Consider the following 15,464-nt stretch of genomic DNA (forward strand, 5'->3'; position numbering starts at 1 on the left):
GCCGAAACGACGGGGACACGGTCGGGACACCGCGCTGCACGATGCTGCCGCGACCGCGGCCCGTCCGCGGTGGTGGGGACGAGCGTCGGCCGTTCCCGCGGTGACGCGGCGCCCGGCGCCGGTGAAGGAGGACGACGTGAAGCTGGTCACGGCGATCGTGAAGCCGCACAAGCTCGACGAGGTCAAGGAGGCCCTCCAGGATCTCGGTGTCCAGGGACTGACCGTCAGCGAGGTGCGCGGGTACGGCCGCCAGCGCGGCCACACGGAGGTCTATCGCGGCGCCGAGTACACCGTGGAGTTCGTCCCGAAGGTGAAACTCGAGATCCTGGCGTCCGACGTGCAGGTCGACGACGTGGTGGAGGCCGTCGCCAAGCACGCACAGACGGGCCAGGTCGGCGACGGCAAGGTGTACGTGACCCCGGTCGAGCGGATCGTGCGGATCCGGACCGGTGAGCGGGACGGTGACGCCATCTGAGCCGGCCGTGACGTCGGACCATGCCGCCGGCACGACGGCACCCGGGCCGCCGGCGGCGACGGCCGTGGCGGCGGGGTTGCGCCGACGCCGACAGGAACTGGTCGACGCCGGGCCTCCGGCCGGGCGCGCGTGGTGCGAGGCGTGGAGCGCCGAGGTCGACGACGCGCTGGGGCGCCTGTCCGCCCCCGCGGTCGCCGACCACCGGCTCGCGGTGGTCGCGGTCGGGGGCTACGGCCGGCGTGAGCTGTGCCCCGGCTCGGACCTCGACCTGCTGATCCTGCACGACCGTCTCGAGCAACCGGCGCTCGAGCACGTGGTCCGGCAGGTGGTCTACCCGCTGTGGGACGCGGGGATGGCCGTCGGCTACGCCGTGCGCGACCGACGGGAGGCGATCGGTGCCGTCGACGACCTCGACACGGCGACCGCGATGCTCGACCTGCGTACGGTCGCCGGGGACCGCGGCCTCGTGCAGTCCGTGCACGTCGAGGTGCTCCGGCGACTCCGGCAACGACCCCATCGGTTCCTCACGGCCCTGCGTCGCGCCGACGACGAACGGCGGCGGAAGGCCGGTGACGCCGCGGAGGCGCTCGAGCCCGACCTGAAGAACGGTGCCGGGGGCCTGCGGGACGTGCAGTCGTTGGCCTGGGCCGCGGCGGCCCTGGTCGGCGTCCGCGGACTGGATGCCCTGGTGCCGGCGGGCTACCTCGGAGCGGCCGACCGTCCGCGGCTCGTGCATGCCCGTGAGCGCCTCCTGACCGCCAGGGTGGCGCTGCACCTCGAGGCGGCACGCACCGCGGGCGCCGCGCTACGGGGCAAGCACGAGGTCCTGCGGCTGGACCTGCAGGACGCCGTCGCACGCCAGCTCGGCTACGAGGACCGCGACGAGCACTCGCTCGCCGCGCACGAGCTGCTGCGTGAGCTGTTCCTCGCCGCCCGCACCGTCGACCACGTGCACCGTCGGGCCTGGTCGTTGATCGACGCCGATCTCGCGCGGGGGGCCCGCCGCCGGCGGCGTCCGACCGAACGGGAGCACGACGACTTCGAGCTCGTCGACGGCGTCCTGCGACTCCCCGCGGCGCAGGACCTGGACGCGTCCGGGCTCCCGGGTCGCCTGTTCACCGCCCTCGCGGACACCGGCGCGGTGCTCGACCGCAGCAGCGCGGCACGGCTACGACGCCACGTCGAGGACGGCCGGCCCGGCTGGCACTGGTCCGACCCGGAACGTGACCGGTTCGTGCGGGTGTTGTGGCGCGGTGGCGTCATGCTGTCGGCGCTGGCCGAGCTCGACGACGTCGGCGTGCTCACCGCGATGCTGCCGGAGTGGGAGCCGCTGCGCGGGCGGCCGCAACGCAACCCGTACCACCGCTACAGCCTCGACCGGCACGCCTGGCACGCGGTGGCCGCGCTGGGCGACCTCGTGCGCCGCGAGTCGTGGGCCGCGGAGACCCTGCGCCTGGTCGAGGACCGCGAGGGCCTGCTGCTCGGGGTACTCCTCCACGACGTGGGCAAGGCGGTTGGTGAACCGCACGCACAGACCGGTGTGCCGCTCGCTCGTGCGATCGCCACACGCATGGGCGCTGCGCCTGGCACCATCGACCTCGTGGCACGACTCGTGCGCCTGCATCTGCTGCTGCCCGACGCGGCCCGCCGACGCGACGTGACCGACCCCGAGCTGCTGGGTGAACTGGCCGACGCCGTGGGGGACCGCTCGACGCTGGCGTGCTTGCATCTGCTCGCCGCAGCCGACGGGCTGGCGACGGGTCCGACCGCCTGGAGCCCGTGGACGGCCAGTCTGCTGCACACCCTCATCACGAAAGTCAGCGCCGTGCTCGACGACCAGGACGACGCCGCGACCGCGTCCGACCGGGAGCGCGAGGCCGCCGTCGCGACCGTGCGGGAGGCCCAGCGCCTGGCACCGGAGCTCGGTGCCGACGCGGCCTTGGTGCGTGAGCACCTGGCGCTGCTGCCCACGCGCTACGCCCGCTCCGTCTCGCCGCGGGCGGTGGTGCGCCACACCCTGATGGCCGCGCACGCGCCCGGCGCCACGGAGGTCCGCACCCGCGTGACCCCCGGGGAGGACCTCGCGGTCGACGACGGACGCGTCGACGAACTCGACGTGGTCGCCCTCGATCATCCCGGGTGGTTCGCCAAGGTGGCGGGCGTGGTCGCCCTCCACGCCGGGTCGATCCTCGCCGCCGACGCGTTCTCCCGGGAGGACGGCCTGGCCGTCGACACCTTCAAGGTCCGCCCGCCGGAGGGGGCGACGGGCGCCTGGTGGGTCGCCGTCGAGGGCGACCTCGCCGAGGCGGCGGCCGGCAAGCTCGCCATCCGGGCCCGGGTCCTGCGCCAGGCACGTGCCGTCACCCGACGGTCGGGCGGTGGGAACGACGTGCCCACGACCATCACCGCACAGCTCGACGGCGCGGGTCGGGCCACGCTGGTCGAGGTGCGCACCCGGGACCGCGTCGGCGTGTTGTACGCCATCGCGACCGCGCTCGCGGAGCTGGAGCTCGACATCGTCGTCGCCCGCATCCAGACCCTCGGTCGCGAGGTGGTCGACGTGTTCTCCGTCCGCGATGCCGACGGCCGCCCGCTCGACGAGGACCATCTCGGCGAGTTGCATCTCGCCGTGGCCGGCGCCATCGAGGAGGTCGCTGGTACCACCTGACCGGTTCGGATTGCCTACGCTCCCCGCGGGCCACGGGGGAGTGCCGGCATGCAGGCAAGCGCAGCCGTCCCGCCGATGTCGACGCTGCTCGCGGGCGTCGACCCCTCGGCGCAGCCGGTGCAGATCGTCCGCTTGGTGCCCACCGCCGTGCAGGAGCTCGGGGTCCACGCCGGGCAGGGCAACCACCTGGCGGTACCCGGGCCGCTGCCACCCTGAGCCGGGTCGGCGGAGGACGTGGGAGGAGGGGCCGGCAGCGATCCGCCCGCCGACCGGCCGGGTGGCACGCCGGGTGGCGCGTGGTCGCCGTCGCGCCGCCTACCCTGTCAGGTCCGGGCGCCAGCGAGTCGAGGTGGCGCCGACCTCCCTGCGTGAGCGGAGCAACCCGTGACCGATGCCGCGACCGAGCCGCGTCTCCCCGCCCCCGACATCGCCGCTGCCGAGGGCAAGCTCGGCGTCGTCTGCGTCGGCCTCGGCGCCGTCGCGACCACGTTCATCGCCGGCGTGGAGCTCATCCGCCGTGGCATGGCCGAGCCGGTCGGGTCGCTGTCGCAGATGGGCACCATCCGGCTCGGCAAGCGCACCGAGGAGCGTGCGCCGGTGATCCGGGACTTCGTGCCGCTCGCCGCCCTCGACGACATCGTCTTCGGTGCGTGGGACCCGTTCCCCGACGACGCCTACGTCTCGGCCGCCAACGCCGGCGTGCTCGACACCGCGCGGCACCTCGAGCCGATCGCGGACGCGCTGCGCGAGATCCGACCGATGCCGGCCGCCTTCGACCCGGCCTACGTCAAGAAGCTCGACGGTCCCAACGTCAAGAGCGACCGGTCCAAGCGGGCGCTGCTCGAGGGCATCCGTGCCGATCTGCGCGACTTCCGCGAGGAGCACGGCTGCGACCGCATGGTGATGATCTGGTGTGGCTCGACCGAGGTCTACATCGAGCCCTCGGCCGTCCACCAGGACCTCGATGCCTTCGAGGCCGCCATCGACGCCGACGACCCCGCGATCAGCCCGTCGATGCTCTACGCCTACGCCGCCCTGCTCGAGGGGGTGCCCGTCGCCAACGGCGCACCGAACCTGACCCTGGACACGCCGGTGTTGCGCCAGTTCGCCTCCGACCACGGCGTGCCCATCTGCGGCAAGGACTTCAAGACCGGGCAGACCCTGGTCAAGACCGTCCTCGCACCCATGTTCAAGGCGCGCATGCTCGGGATGGCGGGCTGGTACTCGACCAACATCCTGGGCAACCGTGACGGTGAGGTCCTCGACGACCCGGAGTCGTTCAAGACCAAGGAGACCTCGAAGCTCGGGGTGCTGGACACGATCCTGCAGCCGGAGACCTACCCCGAGCTCTACGGCGACCTCCACCACGTCGTGCGCATCAACTACTACCCGCCCCGCGGCGACAACAAGGAGGGCTGGGACAACATCGACTTCTTCGGGTGGCTCGGCTACCCGATGCAGTTGAAGGTCGACTTCCTCTGCCGCGACTCGATCCTGGCCGCGCCGCTGTGCCTCGACCTGGCGCTGTTCCTCGACCTGGCCGCCCGCGCGGGGATGTCCGGCATCCAGGAGTGGCTGAGCTTCTACTTCAAGGCGCCACAGGTCGCGCCGGGCCTGTACCCGGAGCACGACCTGTTCATCCAGCAGACCAAGCTCAAGAACACCTTGCGTTGGCTGATGGGCGAGGAGCAGATCACGCACCTCGGGGTCGAGTACTACGCCGACGACTACCTCCCCGAGGACTGACGCGACGAAATCGCCCGCCTCGGGGATCGGGGCGGGCGGAGTCGCGGTTCGGCCGGCTCAGGCGCTGGCGGCGCGCAGGACGTCGGGTTCGGCGGCCACGAGCGGGCCGTCGACGCTCAGCGGGACGGCGACGTTGGTCGGCTCGCCGGTCAGCATCGCCACGATCGCGTCGGCCCACATCGTCGCGCCGCGCTCGAGCACCTCGTCGGTCCACCATGCCGAGTGGCCGGTCTGCAGGATGCGGCCCTCCCGCAGCAGGTCGTCGACCCGGGGGCCACCGAGCGTCTCGTCGTCGACGGCGTAGCCGCGCAGGTGGCCCCGGCGGATGGCGTCGATCATGGCGTCGTCGTCGACCAGCGCGCTGCGGCTCGAGTTGACCAGTACGGAACCCTCGGGCATCCGCGCGAACTCGGCCGCCCCGAGCATGGGGGGAGCTCCCCAGGCCAGGGGGGTGTGCAACGACACGACGTGGCTGCGGTCGAGCAGTTCGTCGCGCTCGACGTAGGTCACGCCGGTGACCGGCTTGGGGGCGATGTCGTGCGCGATGGTCGTCATGCCCAGACCCTGCGCCAACGCGGCCACGGTGCTGCCGATCCGACCGCAGCCGATGATGCCGAGTGTGCGGCCGGCCAGCTCGAAACCGCGCAGGGACGTGGTCGGCGCCACCAGGCCGCGGGAGCGGTCGTTGCCCAGGTGCAGTCGCGAGGAGAGCGCGAGCAGCATGCCGATGGTCTGCTCGGCCACCGAGCGGGTGCTGTAGGAGGGCAGCGTGCTGACCACCACCCCCTGCCGTTGCAGCGCGGCGACGTCGACGAAGTCGTAGCCGGTCGCGTGCAGCACGATCCCGCGCAGACGGGGCAGCCGGGCGACGAGGTCGCCGGTCAGCGGCGGCGAGACCTTGGGGGTGACGGCCACGACGTCCGCGTCGGCGAAGGCGGCGATCGCCTCGTCCGGGCTCATCGCGTCCTCGCGGGCGAGGTAGTCGACCGTGGCGAGCCGTTCGAGGTCGGCCAGTCGCTCCGCCGGCAGGCTCTTGTTGCCCTGCACGGAGACGACGACCAGGCGCGGCAGCCCGGTGATGCCCTGCGACGTCACGGACGACCCTTCCTCGGTGGCGCGGTGGCGGCGGGAAGCCTACAGCGCTCCGGATCGTCCGACCGGGAGGCCGGTGGTCCGCGGGCCCGGTCCTATGCTGCCGGTCGCAGACGCCGGGACACGGACGAGGCCGTCGGAGGACACGTGGGCGAGGGCACATCGACGGTGACCCGCCCGGCCGTTGCGTCGGCGGGCGCCGCGACCCTGCGGCGCTGGGCACCGTTCGCCCTGGTGGTGCTGGGTTGGGCCGCCCTGTTGCCGTTCGTCGGGCACTACGGCAACCCCGACGGACCGTCCTACGCCGTCGTCGCCGAGCGGTGGCTGGCCGGGGACCTGCCGGCCGCGGTCAACGGCTACTGGGGACCGCTGCTGTCGTGGCTGGCGGTCCCACTGCTCGCCGTCGGGGTGCCGGCGCTGACCGCGCTGCGGGTGGTGCTGCTCGTCGGTGCGGTGCTGCTGCTGTTCCCGCTCGGTGCCCTGTGCCGCCGGGCGGGCGCGAGTGCCTGGGCCACCGACGTGCTCCTGCTCGCGACGGCCCCGTTCCTGGTCTACAACGCCCTGTTCGGCCTGTACGCCGACGTGCTGATGTCCGCCGCCCTGCTGCGCTCGCTCGAGGTACTGCTGCGTCCGTCCGAGGTCCGTGTCCGTGCGGCGGTCTCCGCCGGCGTGTGGGCCGGGCTGGCGGTGCTCGCGCGCTCGTACGCCGCGCCGGTGGCCCTGGTCGCCCTGCCACTGGCGGTGCTCTGCCAGGCACTGCTCGGCCCGCCGGGGCGGGTGCCGACGCGGCGCGTACCGGTCCTGCTGCGCCGGGCCCTCCCCGCGGTCGCAGCGGCTCTCGCCGGGCTGCTCGTGGTGGTCGGTGCCTGGGCGGCCGCGCTCACCGCCGTCTACGGCACCCCGACCTGGAGCACCGCGGCCGGCTTCAACTCGGCACTGGTGGCGCCGGGCTCGGCCGGCAACCCCTTCAACGTGCCGGGTCTGTACGAGCCGGTCCGGCCCGAGGGCTTCAGCGCCTGGGAGGAGCCCGCCGAACTCCCGGTGCCGGTGCGCGACGAGTACGAGGGCGAGGGGCTCGGGGAGCGCGACGCCACCGGTCGACTGGCGCTGGCCGTCGCCAACGGTCGGATCGCGCTCGGATCGGTCCTGCGGCGCGGCGCACCGTTCGTCCTGCTCGCGCTGGTCGCGCTGGCCGCGGCGGCGCGTCGGCGCGAACCACCGGCCGCCGCGCTGGTCGCGCCGCTGCTGACCGGTGCCGTGGCCGCCGGTGGCCTGTTGCTGATCATCGCGATCGAGCGCTATCTGTGGTTCCCGATCCTCACCCTGGTGCCGGCCGCGGCCGTCGGACTGGACGCCTTCGCCGTCCGTCCCCGGTGGCGACTGGTGGTCGGCGTCGCCACGGTGGTCACGGTGACGCTCACGTCCCTGCACGGCCTGCTGCCGCGCGTGGGCGCGCACGAGCGGGTCAGCGTCGTCGCCGCCGCGCTCGACGAGGGTCTCGAGGGGCGGGCCGCCACCGTGGACGACTGGCAGGCCACCCACCTGTTGTGCTTCCGCGTCGGCTGCGACTACCTCGGACGTCCCGAGGCCCGGGACGCGGCCGGCATCGCCGAGGAACTGCACGCGGCGGAGGTGGACCTGCTGCTGGTCTGGGCCGGCGACGAGGACGAGGTCGCAGGGCTCGAGACCCCCGACGACGGGCGGTTGCTGACGGTGTACGACGTGGGCGCCGAGGGGCTGCGACCACGGCTGGCCGTCGGTGCCGGCAGCTGAACGACCGTCGGTCGCGGACGGGCGGCCGGGCTCCGCGCCGACCACCGCCCGCGCGTCGGCCACTAGTCTCACCCGGCACACGTCGACGAGGAACGGGCACGCAGGTGACAGGCGCCGAGACGGCGGCCAGGCCCCCGGTCGGGGTCGGCCTGGTCGGATGCGGACGCATCGCGCGGATGTTCCATCTCCCGGCCCTGCGGGACCATCCGGGCGTGGAGCTGGTCGGCATCGCCGACCCGGATCCCACGTCGCGGTCCGCGGCGGTCGCCGCAGCTCCAGGGGTGCCCGTCGTGGCCGACGTCGGGACCCTGCTGAGGGCCCCCGGCCTGGAGGCCGTGGTGGTGTGCGTCCCGACGCACCGGCACGAAGCGGTCGCCGTGGCCGCCTTCGAGGCCGGGGTGCACGTCTACGTGGAGAAGCCCCTCGCGCCCGACCTGCCGGCCGCCGACCGGATCGCCGCGGCGTGGCGGGCCAGCGGGCGGCACGGAGTGGTCGGCTTCAACTTCCGGTTCCACCCCCTGTACGGCCAGGCCCGTGACGCCCTCGCCGAGGGATCGCTCGGTCGGCTCGTAGGGGCCCGCACGGTGTTCGCCTCCTCGCCGCGCCAGCTGCCGGACTGGAAGCGCTCCCGCGCGACGGGTGGTGGGGCGCTGCTCGACCTCGCGACCCACCACCTCGACCTGCTCGTGCACCTGTTCGACGCCGAGGTCGCGACCGTCGCGGCGGTGACCTCCTCACGACGCACCGAGGACGACACGGTGCAGCTCACGCTCACCTTCGCCGACGGTGTCAGTGCCCAGGTCCTCGCCACGCTGGCCGCCGCCCAGACCGACCGGGTGGAGCTGTTCGGCGAACGGGCGACCCTCGAGCTCGACCGCATGGCCCGTCGACGCCCCCGGCTGCTGCCGGCCGCCGGCCCCACCACGCCCCGGGAACGGCTGCAGGCCGCGGCGCGGGTGGTCGTCGAAGGCGCCTCGGCGACGCTCGACGGGTTGCGACCGCCCGGGGAGCCGTCGTTCGCGCAGGCCGTCGACGCGTTCGTGCGCACGGTCGCGGGCGGGACCCCGCCGGTGGCGCCGGCCACGATCGGGGACGGCCAGCACGTGGCCCTCCTGGTCGACGCGGCCGAGCGTGCCGCGGCGCAACGCACCGTCGTCGAGTTGGCGCCGGCGGACCGGTCGCGGTGAGGATCCTGCTCGTCAACGACGGGGCGAGTCCCGTCGGGGGTGCGGAGCTGCAGATGCTGCGGCTGCGCGAGCTGCTGCGCGAGGCGGGGCACGAGGTGCGTCTGTTCGCTTCCAGCGCCTCGGATCTCGGTGGTGCGTCACAGGCCGACACCACCACCTTCGGCACCACCCGCCCCAAGCTGCGGGTGCTCAACCAGACCGCGAACCCGGTCGCGGCCGCGGCCCTGCGGCGCGAACTCGACCGGTTCGCGCCCGACGTGGTGCACCTGCGCATGTTCCTGACGCAGCTCTCGCCGCTGATCCTGCCGGTGCTGCGCGACACGCCGACGCTGTGGCAGATCGTGTACTACAAGGCCATCTGTCCGCGGGGCACCAAGCTGTTGCCCGACGGGAGCCGGTGCACGGTGCCGGCCGGCACGGTGTGCCTGCGCAACCGGTGCGTGACGCCGCAGTCGTGGGCGCTCGACCTGTCCCAGCAGCGGCTGTGGCGCGCGCTGGCGGGCGCGGTCGACGTGGCGGTCACCCTGAGCGAGACGATGCGCCGTCGGCTGGCGGAGAACGGCGTCCGCGGCGTGGGAGTGCTGGGCAACGGCGTGCGCGAGCGCGCGCCGCGGCCGCCACTGACCTCGCCCCCCACCGTCGTCTTCGCCGGTCGGCTCGTGCCCGAGAAGGGCGCCGACCTGCTGGTGCGTGCCGTCGCCGAGGTCCGCGGCGTCGTCGGGGGCGTCCGGCTGGTGATCGCGGGCGACGGGCCCCAGCGCGCCGAGCTCGAGGCACTGGTGGACGAGCTCGACCTGCGCGACGTCGTGCAGCTGCTGGGCCATCGACCCCGCGCCGAGGTCGAGGACGCGTTCGATCCGGCGTGGGTGCAGGTGATCCCCGGGCGTTGGGAGGAACCGCTCGGCAACGTCGCCCTCGAGGCCATGATGCGGGGCACCGCCGCGGTGGTCAGCGGTCACGGGGGACCGGCCGAGGTCGTCGAGGACGGCCGGACCGGCCGGCACGTCGTACCGGGATCGGTAGGGTCGCTGACGTCGGCGCTGGCCGAGCTGCTCGTCGACCGCGACCGTTGCGAGGCGCTGGGAACGGCCGCCCGCGCCACCGCCCTGGCACGTCACGCCGAACCGGTCGTGCTGCGACGACTGCTGGCCCTCTACGACGAGGCCCGCACCCGCGCGACCACCTGAGACGACGCCTGCTCCCCGAGACGCCTGCTCCCGACGCCTGCTCCCGAACAAGGACGCTTCCGTGCCGACGCCCGCCCTCTCCGTGATCGTGGTCACCCCCCACGACTTCGCCCAACTGCGGCGCACCGTCGCGCACCTGCGGGTGCAGGATGGCGTCGAGGACACCGAACTGGTGCTGGTGGCGCCCGACGAGGCGGCGGTCGCCGACGCCGAGCCGGCGGAACTCGCCGCCTTCGGGCAGCTCACCGTCGTGCCCGTCGGCCCGATCGACAACGTCGACCGGGCCGCTGCCCGGGGCATGCTGGCGGCCAGCGCGCCGGTCGTCGCCACGATCGAGGACCACGCCTACGTCCAGGCGGGGTGGATCCGGGCCGTCCTCGCCGCCTACGAGCAGGGCGACTGGGTCTCGGTCGGCTCGGTCATGGGCAACGCCAACCCCGACTCGAGCTTCAGCTGGGCGAACCTGATGCTCGGCTACGGCTGGTGGATCGACCGCGACCACGCCGGCGAGATGGACGACGTGCCCAGTCACAACGCGACCTACCGCCGCGAGGCCGTCGCGGCGTTCGGTGACGAGTTGCCCCGGCACGTCGGTCGTGACGGTGACCTGCACGAGCGTCTGCGCCAGGCCGGCGGACGGATGTACCTCGCACCCGACGCCTCGATCACCCACGCCAACCCGTCGACGTTGGCCGCCACCGCCGACCTGCGCTTCAACGCCGGCCGTCTCTACGGCGCCGAGCGGGCCGAGGACGCCGGCTGGTCGTTCGCCCGTCGCCTGTTCTACGCGTTGGCCTCGCCGCTGATCCCGCTGGTCCGGCTCAAGCGGTTCTTCGACGAGCGCCTGGCACCGGGGCGCTCGCACGCGGAGTTGTTCCCGGCCGTGCTGCCGGGTCTGATCGCCGCGCTCGTCCTCGACGCCGCCGGGCAGGCCGTCGGGTATCTGCGCGGCCCCGGCGCGGCCCCCGACGTGCTGGCGACCTTCGAGATGGACCGTCTGCAGCACCTCGACCGGCGCGACCGTCGCCTGCTGTCGGCCCCGCCGGCACCACCGGCGCTGCCCGCGTCCTCGCCCCCGTCCTCGCCCCCGTCCGGTGAGCGGCCGTGACCGCCGTCCCGCGCATCAGCGTGGTCGTGCCGGCGTTCCGTCGACCCGACCGGCTCGCCGCGCTGCTCGAGGCCCTCGCCGCCCAGGACCTGGCGCGCGAGGCCTTCGAGGTGGTCGTCGTCGACGACGGCAGTCCCGAGCCGCTGGCACCCACCGGCGAGGCGTTCTCCTCGCGCCTGCAGGTACGGGTCCACCGGCAGACGAACGCAGGACCGGCCGCGGCCCGCAACACCGGTGCCGAGGTGGCCCGCGCACCGCTGCTGGCCTTCACCGACGACGACTGCCGACCGGCACCCGACTGGCTGCGACACCTGCTCGCGGCCGCCGAGGCCGACCCCACGGCGATGCTCGGGGGACGGGTCGTCAACGCGGTCGAGGGTGACGCCGCGGCCGAGGCCAGCCAGCAGTTGGTCGCGTTCCTCTACCAGTGGTGGGACGACGACCACCCGAGCCGCTTCTTCGCCAGCAACAACCTGGCCGTGCCGACCGCGGCCTTCCGGCAGCTCGGCGGCTTCGACACCGGCTTCCCGCGGCCGGGCGGTGAGGACCGGGAACTGTGCGAACGGTGGCACGCCACCGGGTGCCCGCTGCGCGAGGCGCCGCTCGCCGTCGTCCACCACCACCATGCCATGGGCGTGCGCGGGCTCGTCCGCCAGCACCTCAACTACGGCCGCGGAGCCCACGACCTGCACCGGCGTCGCGCCGCCACCGGGGAACGCGGTCTGCGGGTCGAGGGACCGCAGTTCTATCTCCGGCTCGTCACCTACCCGTTCGGTCGCGTCCCGGCGCCCCGGGCGGTGCTGCTCAGCGCCCTGCTGGTGGTGACGCAGCTCGCCAACGCGGTCGGGTTCTTCGACGAGCGGCGCCGTTGGCGGCGCGCTCAGGGGGCGCCGAGCAGTTCGCCGTGACGTGCGGCCAGGACGTCGAGCGGGGCGACGTCCACCACCCGGCCGGCGTCGACCAGGATGACCTTGTCGCAGTGCTGCACCGTGCTCAGCCGGTGGGCCACGGCGATGATCGTGCGTTGGCCCCGCAGCTGTTCGAGTGCCTGCATGAGCTGCGACTCGGTCCCGCGGTCGAGCGCCGAGGTGCCCTCGTCGAACACGATCGTGGAGGGCCGGCGGTACAGGGCCCGCGCGACGGCCAGGCGTTGGCGCTGGCCTCCGGAGACGCGCACGCCGTCCTCGCCGATGACGGTGTCCAGACCCTCGGGCAGGGACGCGACGAAGCGGTCGAGCTGCGCCAGGCGGACGGCCTCGAGGACCCGCTCCTCGTCGATCTCGGCCACGGGCACGCCGAGGGCGATGTTGCGGCGCAGCGAGGCGTCGACGAGGAACACGTTCTGGTGCACGGCGCCGACGGTGGCCTGCCACCCGGCGACGTCCGCCGACAACGGGCGACCGTCGAGCAGGATCTGCCCCGCGCTGGGCTCCAGCAGACCGAGCAGGAGATCCACCAGCGTGGACTTTCCGCTGCCGGTCGGCCCGACGATGCCGACGTACTCGCCGGCGCGGATCGTGACGTCGACGTCGCTCAGGACGTCCTCGTGCGTGTCGGGGTAGCGCGCCGCGACGCCGACCAGCCGGAGTTCGTCGGTCAGCGGACGCGTTGCCGCGGCCGGCTCGGGCAGCGAGCGGTCGGGGTCGAAGGAGGCGAGGTCGGCGTGCAGGTGCTCGATCCCGGCGGCCGCGAACTTCAGCGAGTTCGCGGCGTGCAGGACCTCGTTGAGCGAGGGTTGCAGCCGCAACGCCACGTAGCCGAACAGCCCGAGCACCGGCAGGGCCTCGAGGGCGCCGTCACCGACGATCACCGCCACGCCCAGGAAGGCGAAGATGAACAGGATCAGGCCGGTCTCGATGGCGACCCGCGGGATCTCCTTGGCGGTCGAGCGCAGGTAGCGCACCCGTGACAGCTCACGGCGGTCGACCCGGAAGCGTTCGACGAAGGCGCGCTGCCGGCCCAGCACGGTGATGTCGCGCCAGCCCGCCAGCCCCTCCTGCAGGGTCTGCAGCGTGCGACGCGACATCGCCTGCGAGACGTTGCCCATCCGCTTGACGCGTGGGTGCACGATCCGCAGCAGCAGCCACGTCAGCGGCCCGAGCACCGCGACGGCGAAGAACGTGGCCGCGGGTGCGGTGAGCAGCAGCACGGCGAGCAGCCCGACGATCAGGATCGCGTGGGAGACCAGCTTCACCAGCGGCAGGAGGGCCTCGCGGACGAACTGCTGGACGGTGTCGAAGGCGTTGCGGATCAGCTCCGAGGAGTTGCGGGCGAGATGGAAGGTGGCGGGCATGGCCAGGTAGCCGGCCAGCAGGCGGGTCGCGAGCCGGGCACCGGCGTTCTCGGCCACCCGGTACTGCACGTAGGCCTGCAGGAGGATGACGGCGCCGCGCAGGACGAAGAACCCGGCCACGATCCCGCCGACGACCAGCAGCAGCGTCATCTCGTCGACCGGCAGCAGCTCGCGCAGGTCCCCGATCACCGGGAACTCGAACCCCGACACCTCGGAGGTGATGCGGGCCAGCAGGGCGAACACGAGCATCGCGCTGAGGACCTCGAGCCCGGAGGCCGCCAGCGCCAGCAACAGCACCGCGAGCCACCGGCCGCGGTGTTCGCGACCGACGAGGGCGACGAGGTGGCGGACGGAGGTGAACACGTCAGTTCGCCGGCGGTGCGACACGCCCGGGGATCAGCCGGCCGGCCTGGTCGGGGTCCTCGCGCTGCTCCTCGTGGTACTCGGCGTCGGTGTTGACCTTCCAGGGGTCGAAGTCCTCACCGAGCAGGTTCCGGGCCGCGAGCAGGGCGGCCATCATGGAGTGGTCCTGGTTGTTGTACTTGTGCATGCCGTTGCGGCCGACCGTCTGCAGGTTCTTGACCGCCTCGTCGAGCCACGTACGGATCGTGGCGGTGTGCTCCTTGTAGTGCTCGTCGTAGACCGGGTAGGCCTTGGCCATGCGCACCACGGTGCCGTCGACGACCCGCTGCGGATCGACCAGACCGATCTGCGCGGCCTCGCGGATGCCGAGGGCGAACAGCTGCTCGTCGTCCATCTCCCACAGGTCCAGGTCGCCGCGGTTGGTGAAGTACTCCAGGCCCAGGGCGGTGCGCGCCGGGTCGTCGACCATCTCGATCGACCAGTTCTTGTAGTTCTGGATGCGTCCGAGCTGGACCTCGGGCTCGTGGATGTAGATCCAGTTGTCCGGGAACACCTCGGGCTGGTCCACGATCAGCACGACCGTGAGGTAGTCGCGGTAGTGCAGCGACTCGGCGGCCTCGCGCACGTGTGCCGGCGCGGGCGGGTGCATCGCGCGGACCAGCGAGCGCAGGGGCATGGTGGCGATGTAGTCGCTGCCGCGGACCTCGCGTCGCTGCCCGCCCTGCTCGACCACGAGGTGGTCCACCGACCCGCCGGCGTGGTGCACCTCGACCACGCGCGCGTCGAGGTGGACCTGCTGCCCCTCGGCCCGCAGGCGCTCGGTGGCGTGCTCCCACAGCTGGCCGGGTCCGAAGCGGGGGTACTCGAACTCCTCGATGAGCGTCTTGATGCTGCCGTTGCCGCGGCGGCGGCCGCGCCAGGGCAGCGCGTTGACCACCGCGGACAGCAGCGACAGGCCCTTGATGCGTTGGGACGCCCAGTCCGCCGAGATGGCGGTGCAGGGGCGGCCCCAGACCTTCTCGGTGTCGGTCTTGAAGAAGATCCGGTAGAGCCGCTCCCCGAAGTTGTTGACGATCCAGTCCTCGAAGCTGGTCACCGTCCGGCGCGGGAACGCTTTCGCGCGCAGGTACGACAGCACGCACAGCACCGAGTTGACCAGCCCGAGCTTGCGCAGCGCGTCACCGGCCCGCAGCGGGTAGTCGAAGAACTTGCCGTCGTAGAAGATGCGGGACATGCGCTGCACTCGCAACCACTGGTCGTCGGGCAGCATCTGGTGCCACAGGTCGACGACGTCGTCGGCCTTGGTGAAGAAGCGGTGGCCGCCGATGTCGAAGCGGAACCCCTCGTAGGTCTCGGTCCGGGAGATGCCGCCGACCTTGCGGGGGTCGGCCTCGAGGACCTCGACGTCGGTGCCGCCCTGGTGCAGGACCCAGGCGGCGGTCAGGCCGGCGGGTCCGGCGCCGACGACGACCACCCGGTCGTCGCTGCCGGCAGCGCTGGTTGTCACGGACGTCTCCGACATCACGGTTCCCCGTCGACGGTGGTGGGTGGCACTGGGGCCGCCCCCGGTGG

At 73.3% G+C, this 15,464-nt stretch carries 12 protein-coding genes; 9 read left to right on the forward strand and 3 right to left on the reverse strand.

Annotation, left to right across the window (positions count from 1 at the left end):
* Nucleotides 1-136 precede the first annotated feature (136 nt).
* From ELR47_RS03705 to ELR47_RS03715, 4 genes are all read left to right on the forward strand, one after another.
* A complete protein-coding gene (locus tag ELR47_RS03705) occupies nt 137-475 on the forward strand; it encodes a P-II family nitrogen regulator (protein ID WP_188584391.1) in 339 nt (112 codons plus the stop codon).
* Entirely contained in the window at nt 462-3,143 is a 2,682-nt protein-coding gene (gene glnD, locus ELR47_RS03710; RefSeq protein WP_165403823.1) for a [protein-PII] uridylyltransferase, read from the forward strand. Before ELR47_RS03705 ends, glnD begins: the two co-directional genes overlap by 14 nt.
* A gap of 48 nt (nt 3,144-3,191) precedes the next feature.
* A complete protein-coding gene (locus tag ELR47_RS18130; protein WP_165403824.1) occupies nt 3,192-3,359 on the forward strand; it encodes a hypothetical protein in 168 nt (55 codons plus the stop codon).
* 168 nt (nt 3,360-3,527) lie between these two features.
* Nucleotides 3,528-4,889, forward strand: a complete 1,362-nt coding sequence (locus tag ELR47_RS03715) for an inositol-3-phosphate synthase (RefSeq protein ID WP_188584392.1) — start codon at nt 3,528-3,530, stop codon at nt 4,887-4,889.
* 57 nt (nt 4,890-4,946) lie between these two features.
* Here ELR47_RS03715 and ELR47_RS03720 read toward each other — a convergent pair whose 3' ends face one another.
* On the reverse strand, nt 4,947-5,984 hold the full coding sequence (locus tag ELR47_RS03720) for a 2-hydroxyacid dehydrogenase (protein WP_130648664.1): 1,038 nt from the start codon (nt 5,982-5,984) through the stop codon (nt 4,947-4,949).
* Between the two features lie 144 nt (nt 5,985-6,128).
* On the opposite strand from ELR47_RS03720, the gene ELR47_RS03725 reads away from it, so the two are divergent.
* The 5 genes from ELR47_RS03725 (at nt 6,129) to ELR47_RS03745 (ending at nt 12,144) form a co-directional block, all read left to right on the forward strand.
* Nucleotides 6,129-7,754: a hypothetical protein gene (locus tag ELR47_RS03725; RefSeq protein ID WP_130648665.1), complete on the forward strand. Its 1,626-nt coding sequence runs from the start codon at nt 6,129-6,131 to the stop codon at nt 7,752-7,754.
* A 104-nt stretch (nt 7,755-7,858) separates the two neighbouring features.
* Nucleotides 7,859-8,941, forward strand: coding sequence for a Gfo/Idh/MocA family protein (locus tag ELR47_RS03730; protein ID WP_268234457.1), 1,083 nt, complete (start codon nt 7,859-7,861; stop codon nt 8,939-8,941).
* Nucleotides 8,938-10,128 (forward strand): glycosyltransferase family 4 protein, encoded by a 1,191-nt coding sequence (locus ELR47_RS03735; RefSeq protein ID WP_130648667.1) that lies wholly within the window; start codon nt 8,938-8,940, stop codon nt 10,126-10,128. The genes ELR47_RS03730 and ELR47_RS03735 overlap by 4 nt, the downstream gene beginning before the upstream one ends.
* A gap of 61 nt (nt 10,129-10,189) precedes the next feature.
* The gene (locus ELR47_RS03740; RefSeq protein ID WP_165403825.1) at nt 10,190-11,236 is read left to right on the forward strand and encodes a glycosyltransferase; all 1,047 of its coding nucleotides are present in this window, start codon (nt 10,190-10,192) and stop codon (nt 11,234-11,236) included.
* Nucleotides 11,233-12,144 (forward strand): glycosyltransferase family 2 protein, encoded by a 912-nt coding sequence (locus ELR47_RS03745; protein WP_130648669.1) that lies wholly within the window; start codon nt 11,233-11,235, stop codon nt 12,142-12,144. Before ELR47_RS03740 ends, ELR47_RS03745 begins: the two co-directional genes overlap by 4 nt.
* On the opposite strand, the gene ELR47_RS03750 is transcribed toward ELR47_RS03745, so the two are convergent.
* The gene (locus ELR47_RS03750) at nt 12,117-13,892 is read right to left on the reverse strand and encodes an ABC transporter ATP-binding protein (protein ID WP_130648670.1); all 1,776 of its coding nucleotides are present in this window, start codon (nt 13,890-13,892) and stop codon (nt 12,117-12,119) included. The two genes, ELR47_RS03745 and ELR47_RS03750, sit on opposite strands and share 28 nt — an antisense overlap.
* A gap of 1 nt (nt 13,893) precedes the next feature.
* Nucleotides 13,894-15,399, reverse strand: a complete 1,506-nt coding sequence (locus ELR47_RS03755) for an NAD(P)/FAD-dependent oxidoreductase (RefSeq protein ID WP_205745425.1) — start codon at nt 15,397-15,399, stop codon at nt 13,894-13,896.
* Nucleotides 15,400-15,464: the final 65 nt, after the last annotated feature.

The sequence above is a fragment of the Egicoccus halophilus genome, from assembly GCF_004300825.1.
In the GTDB taxonomy this organism is placed as follows: Bacteria; Actinomycetota; Nitriliruptoria; order Nitriliruptorales; family Nitriliruptoraceae; genus Egicoccus; species Egicoccus halophilus.

Excerpts from the sequence above, each read along its gene's own strand:
- ELR47_RS18130 (WP_165403824.1), top strand. The coding sequence starts at position 3,192 with ATGCAGGCAAGCGCAGCCGTCCCGCCGATGTCGACGCTGCTCGCGGGC.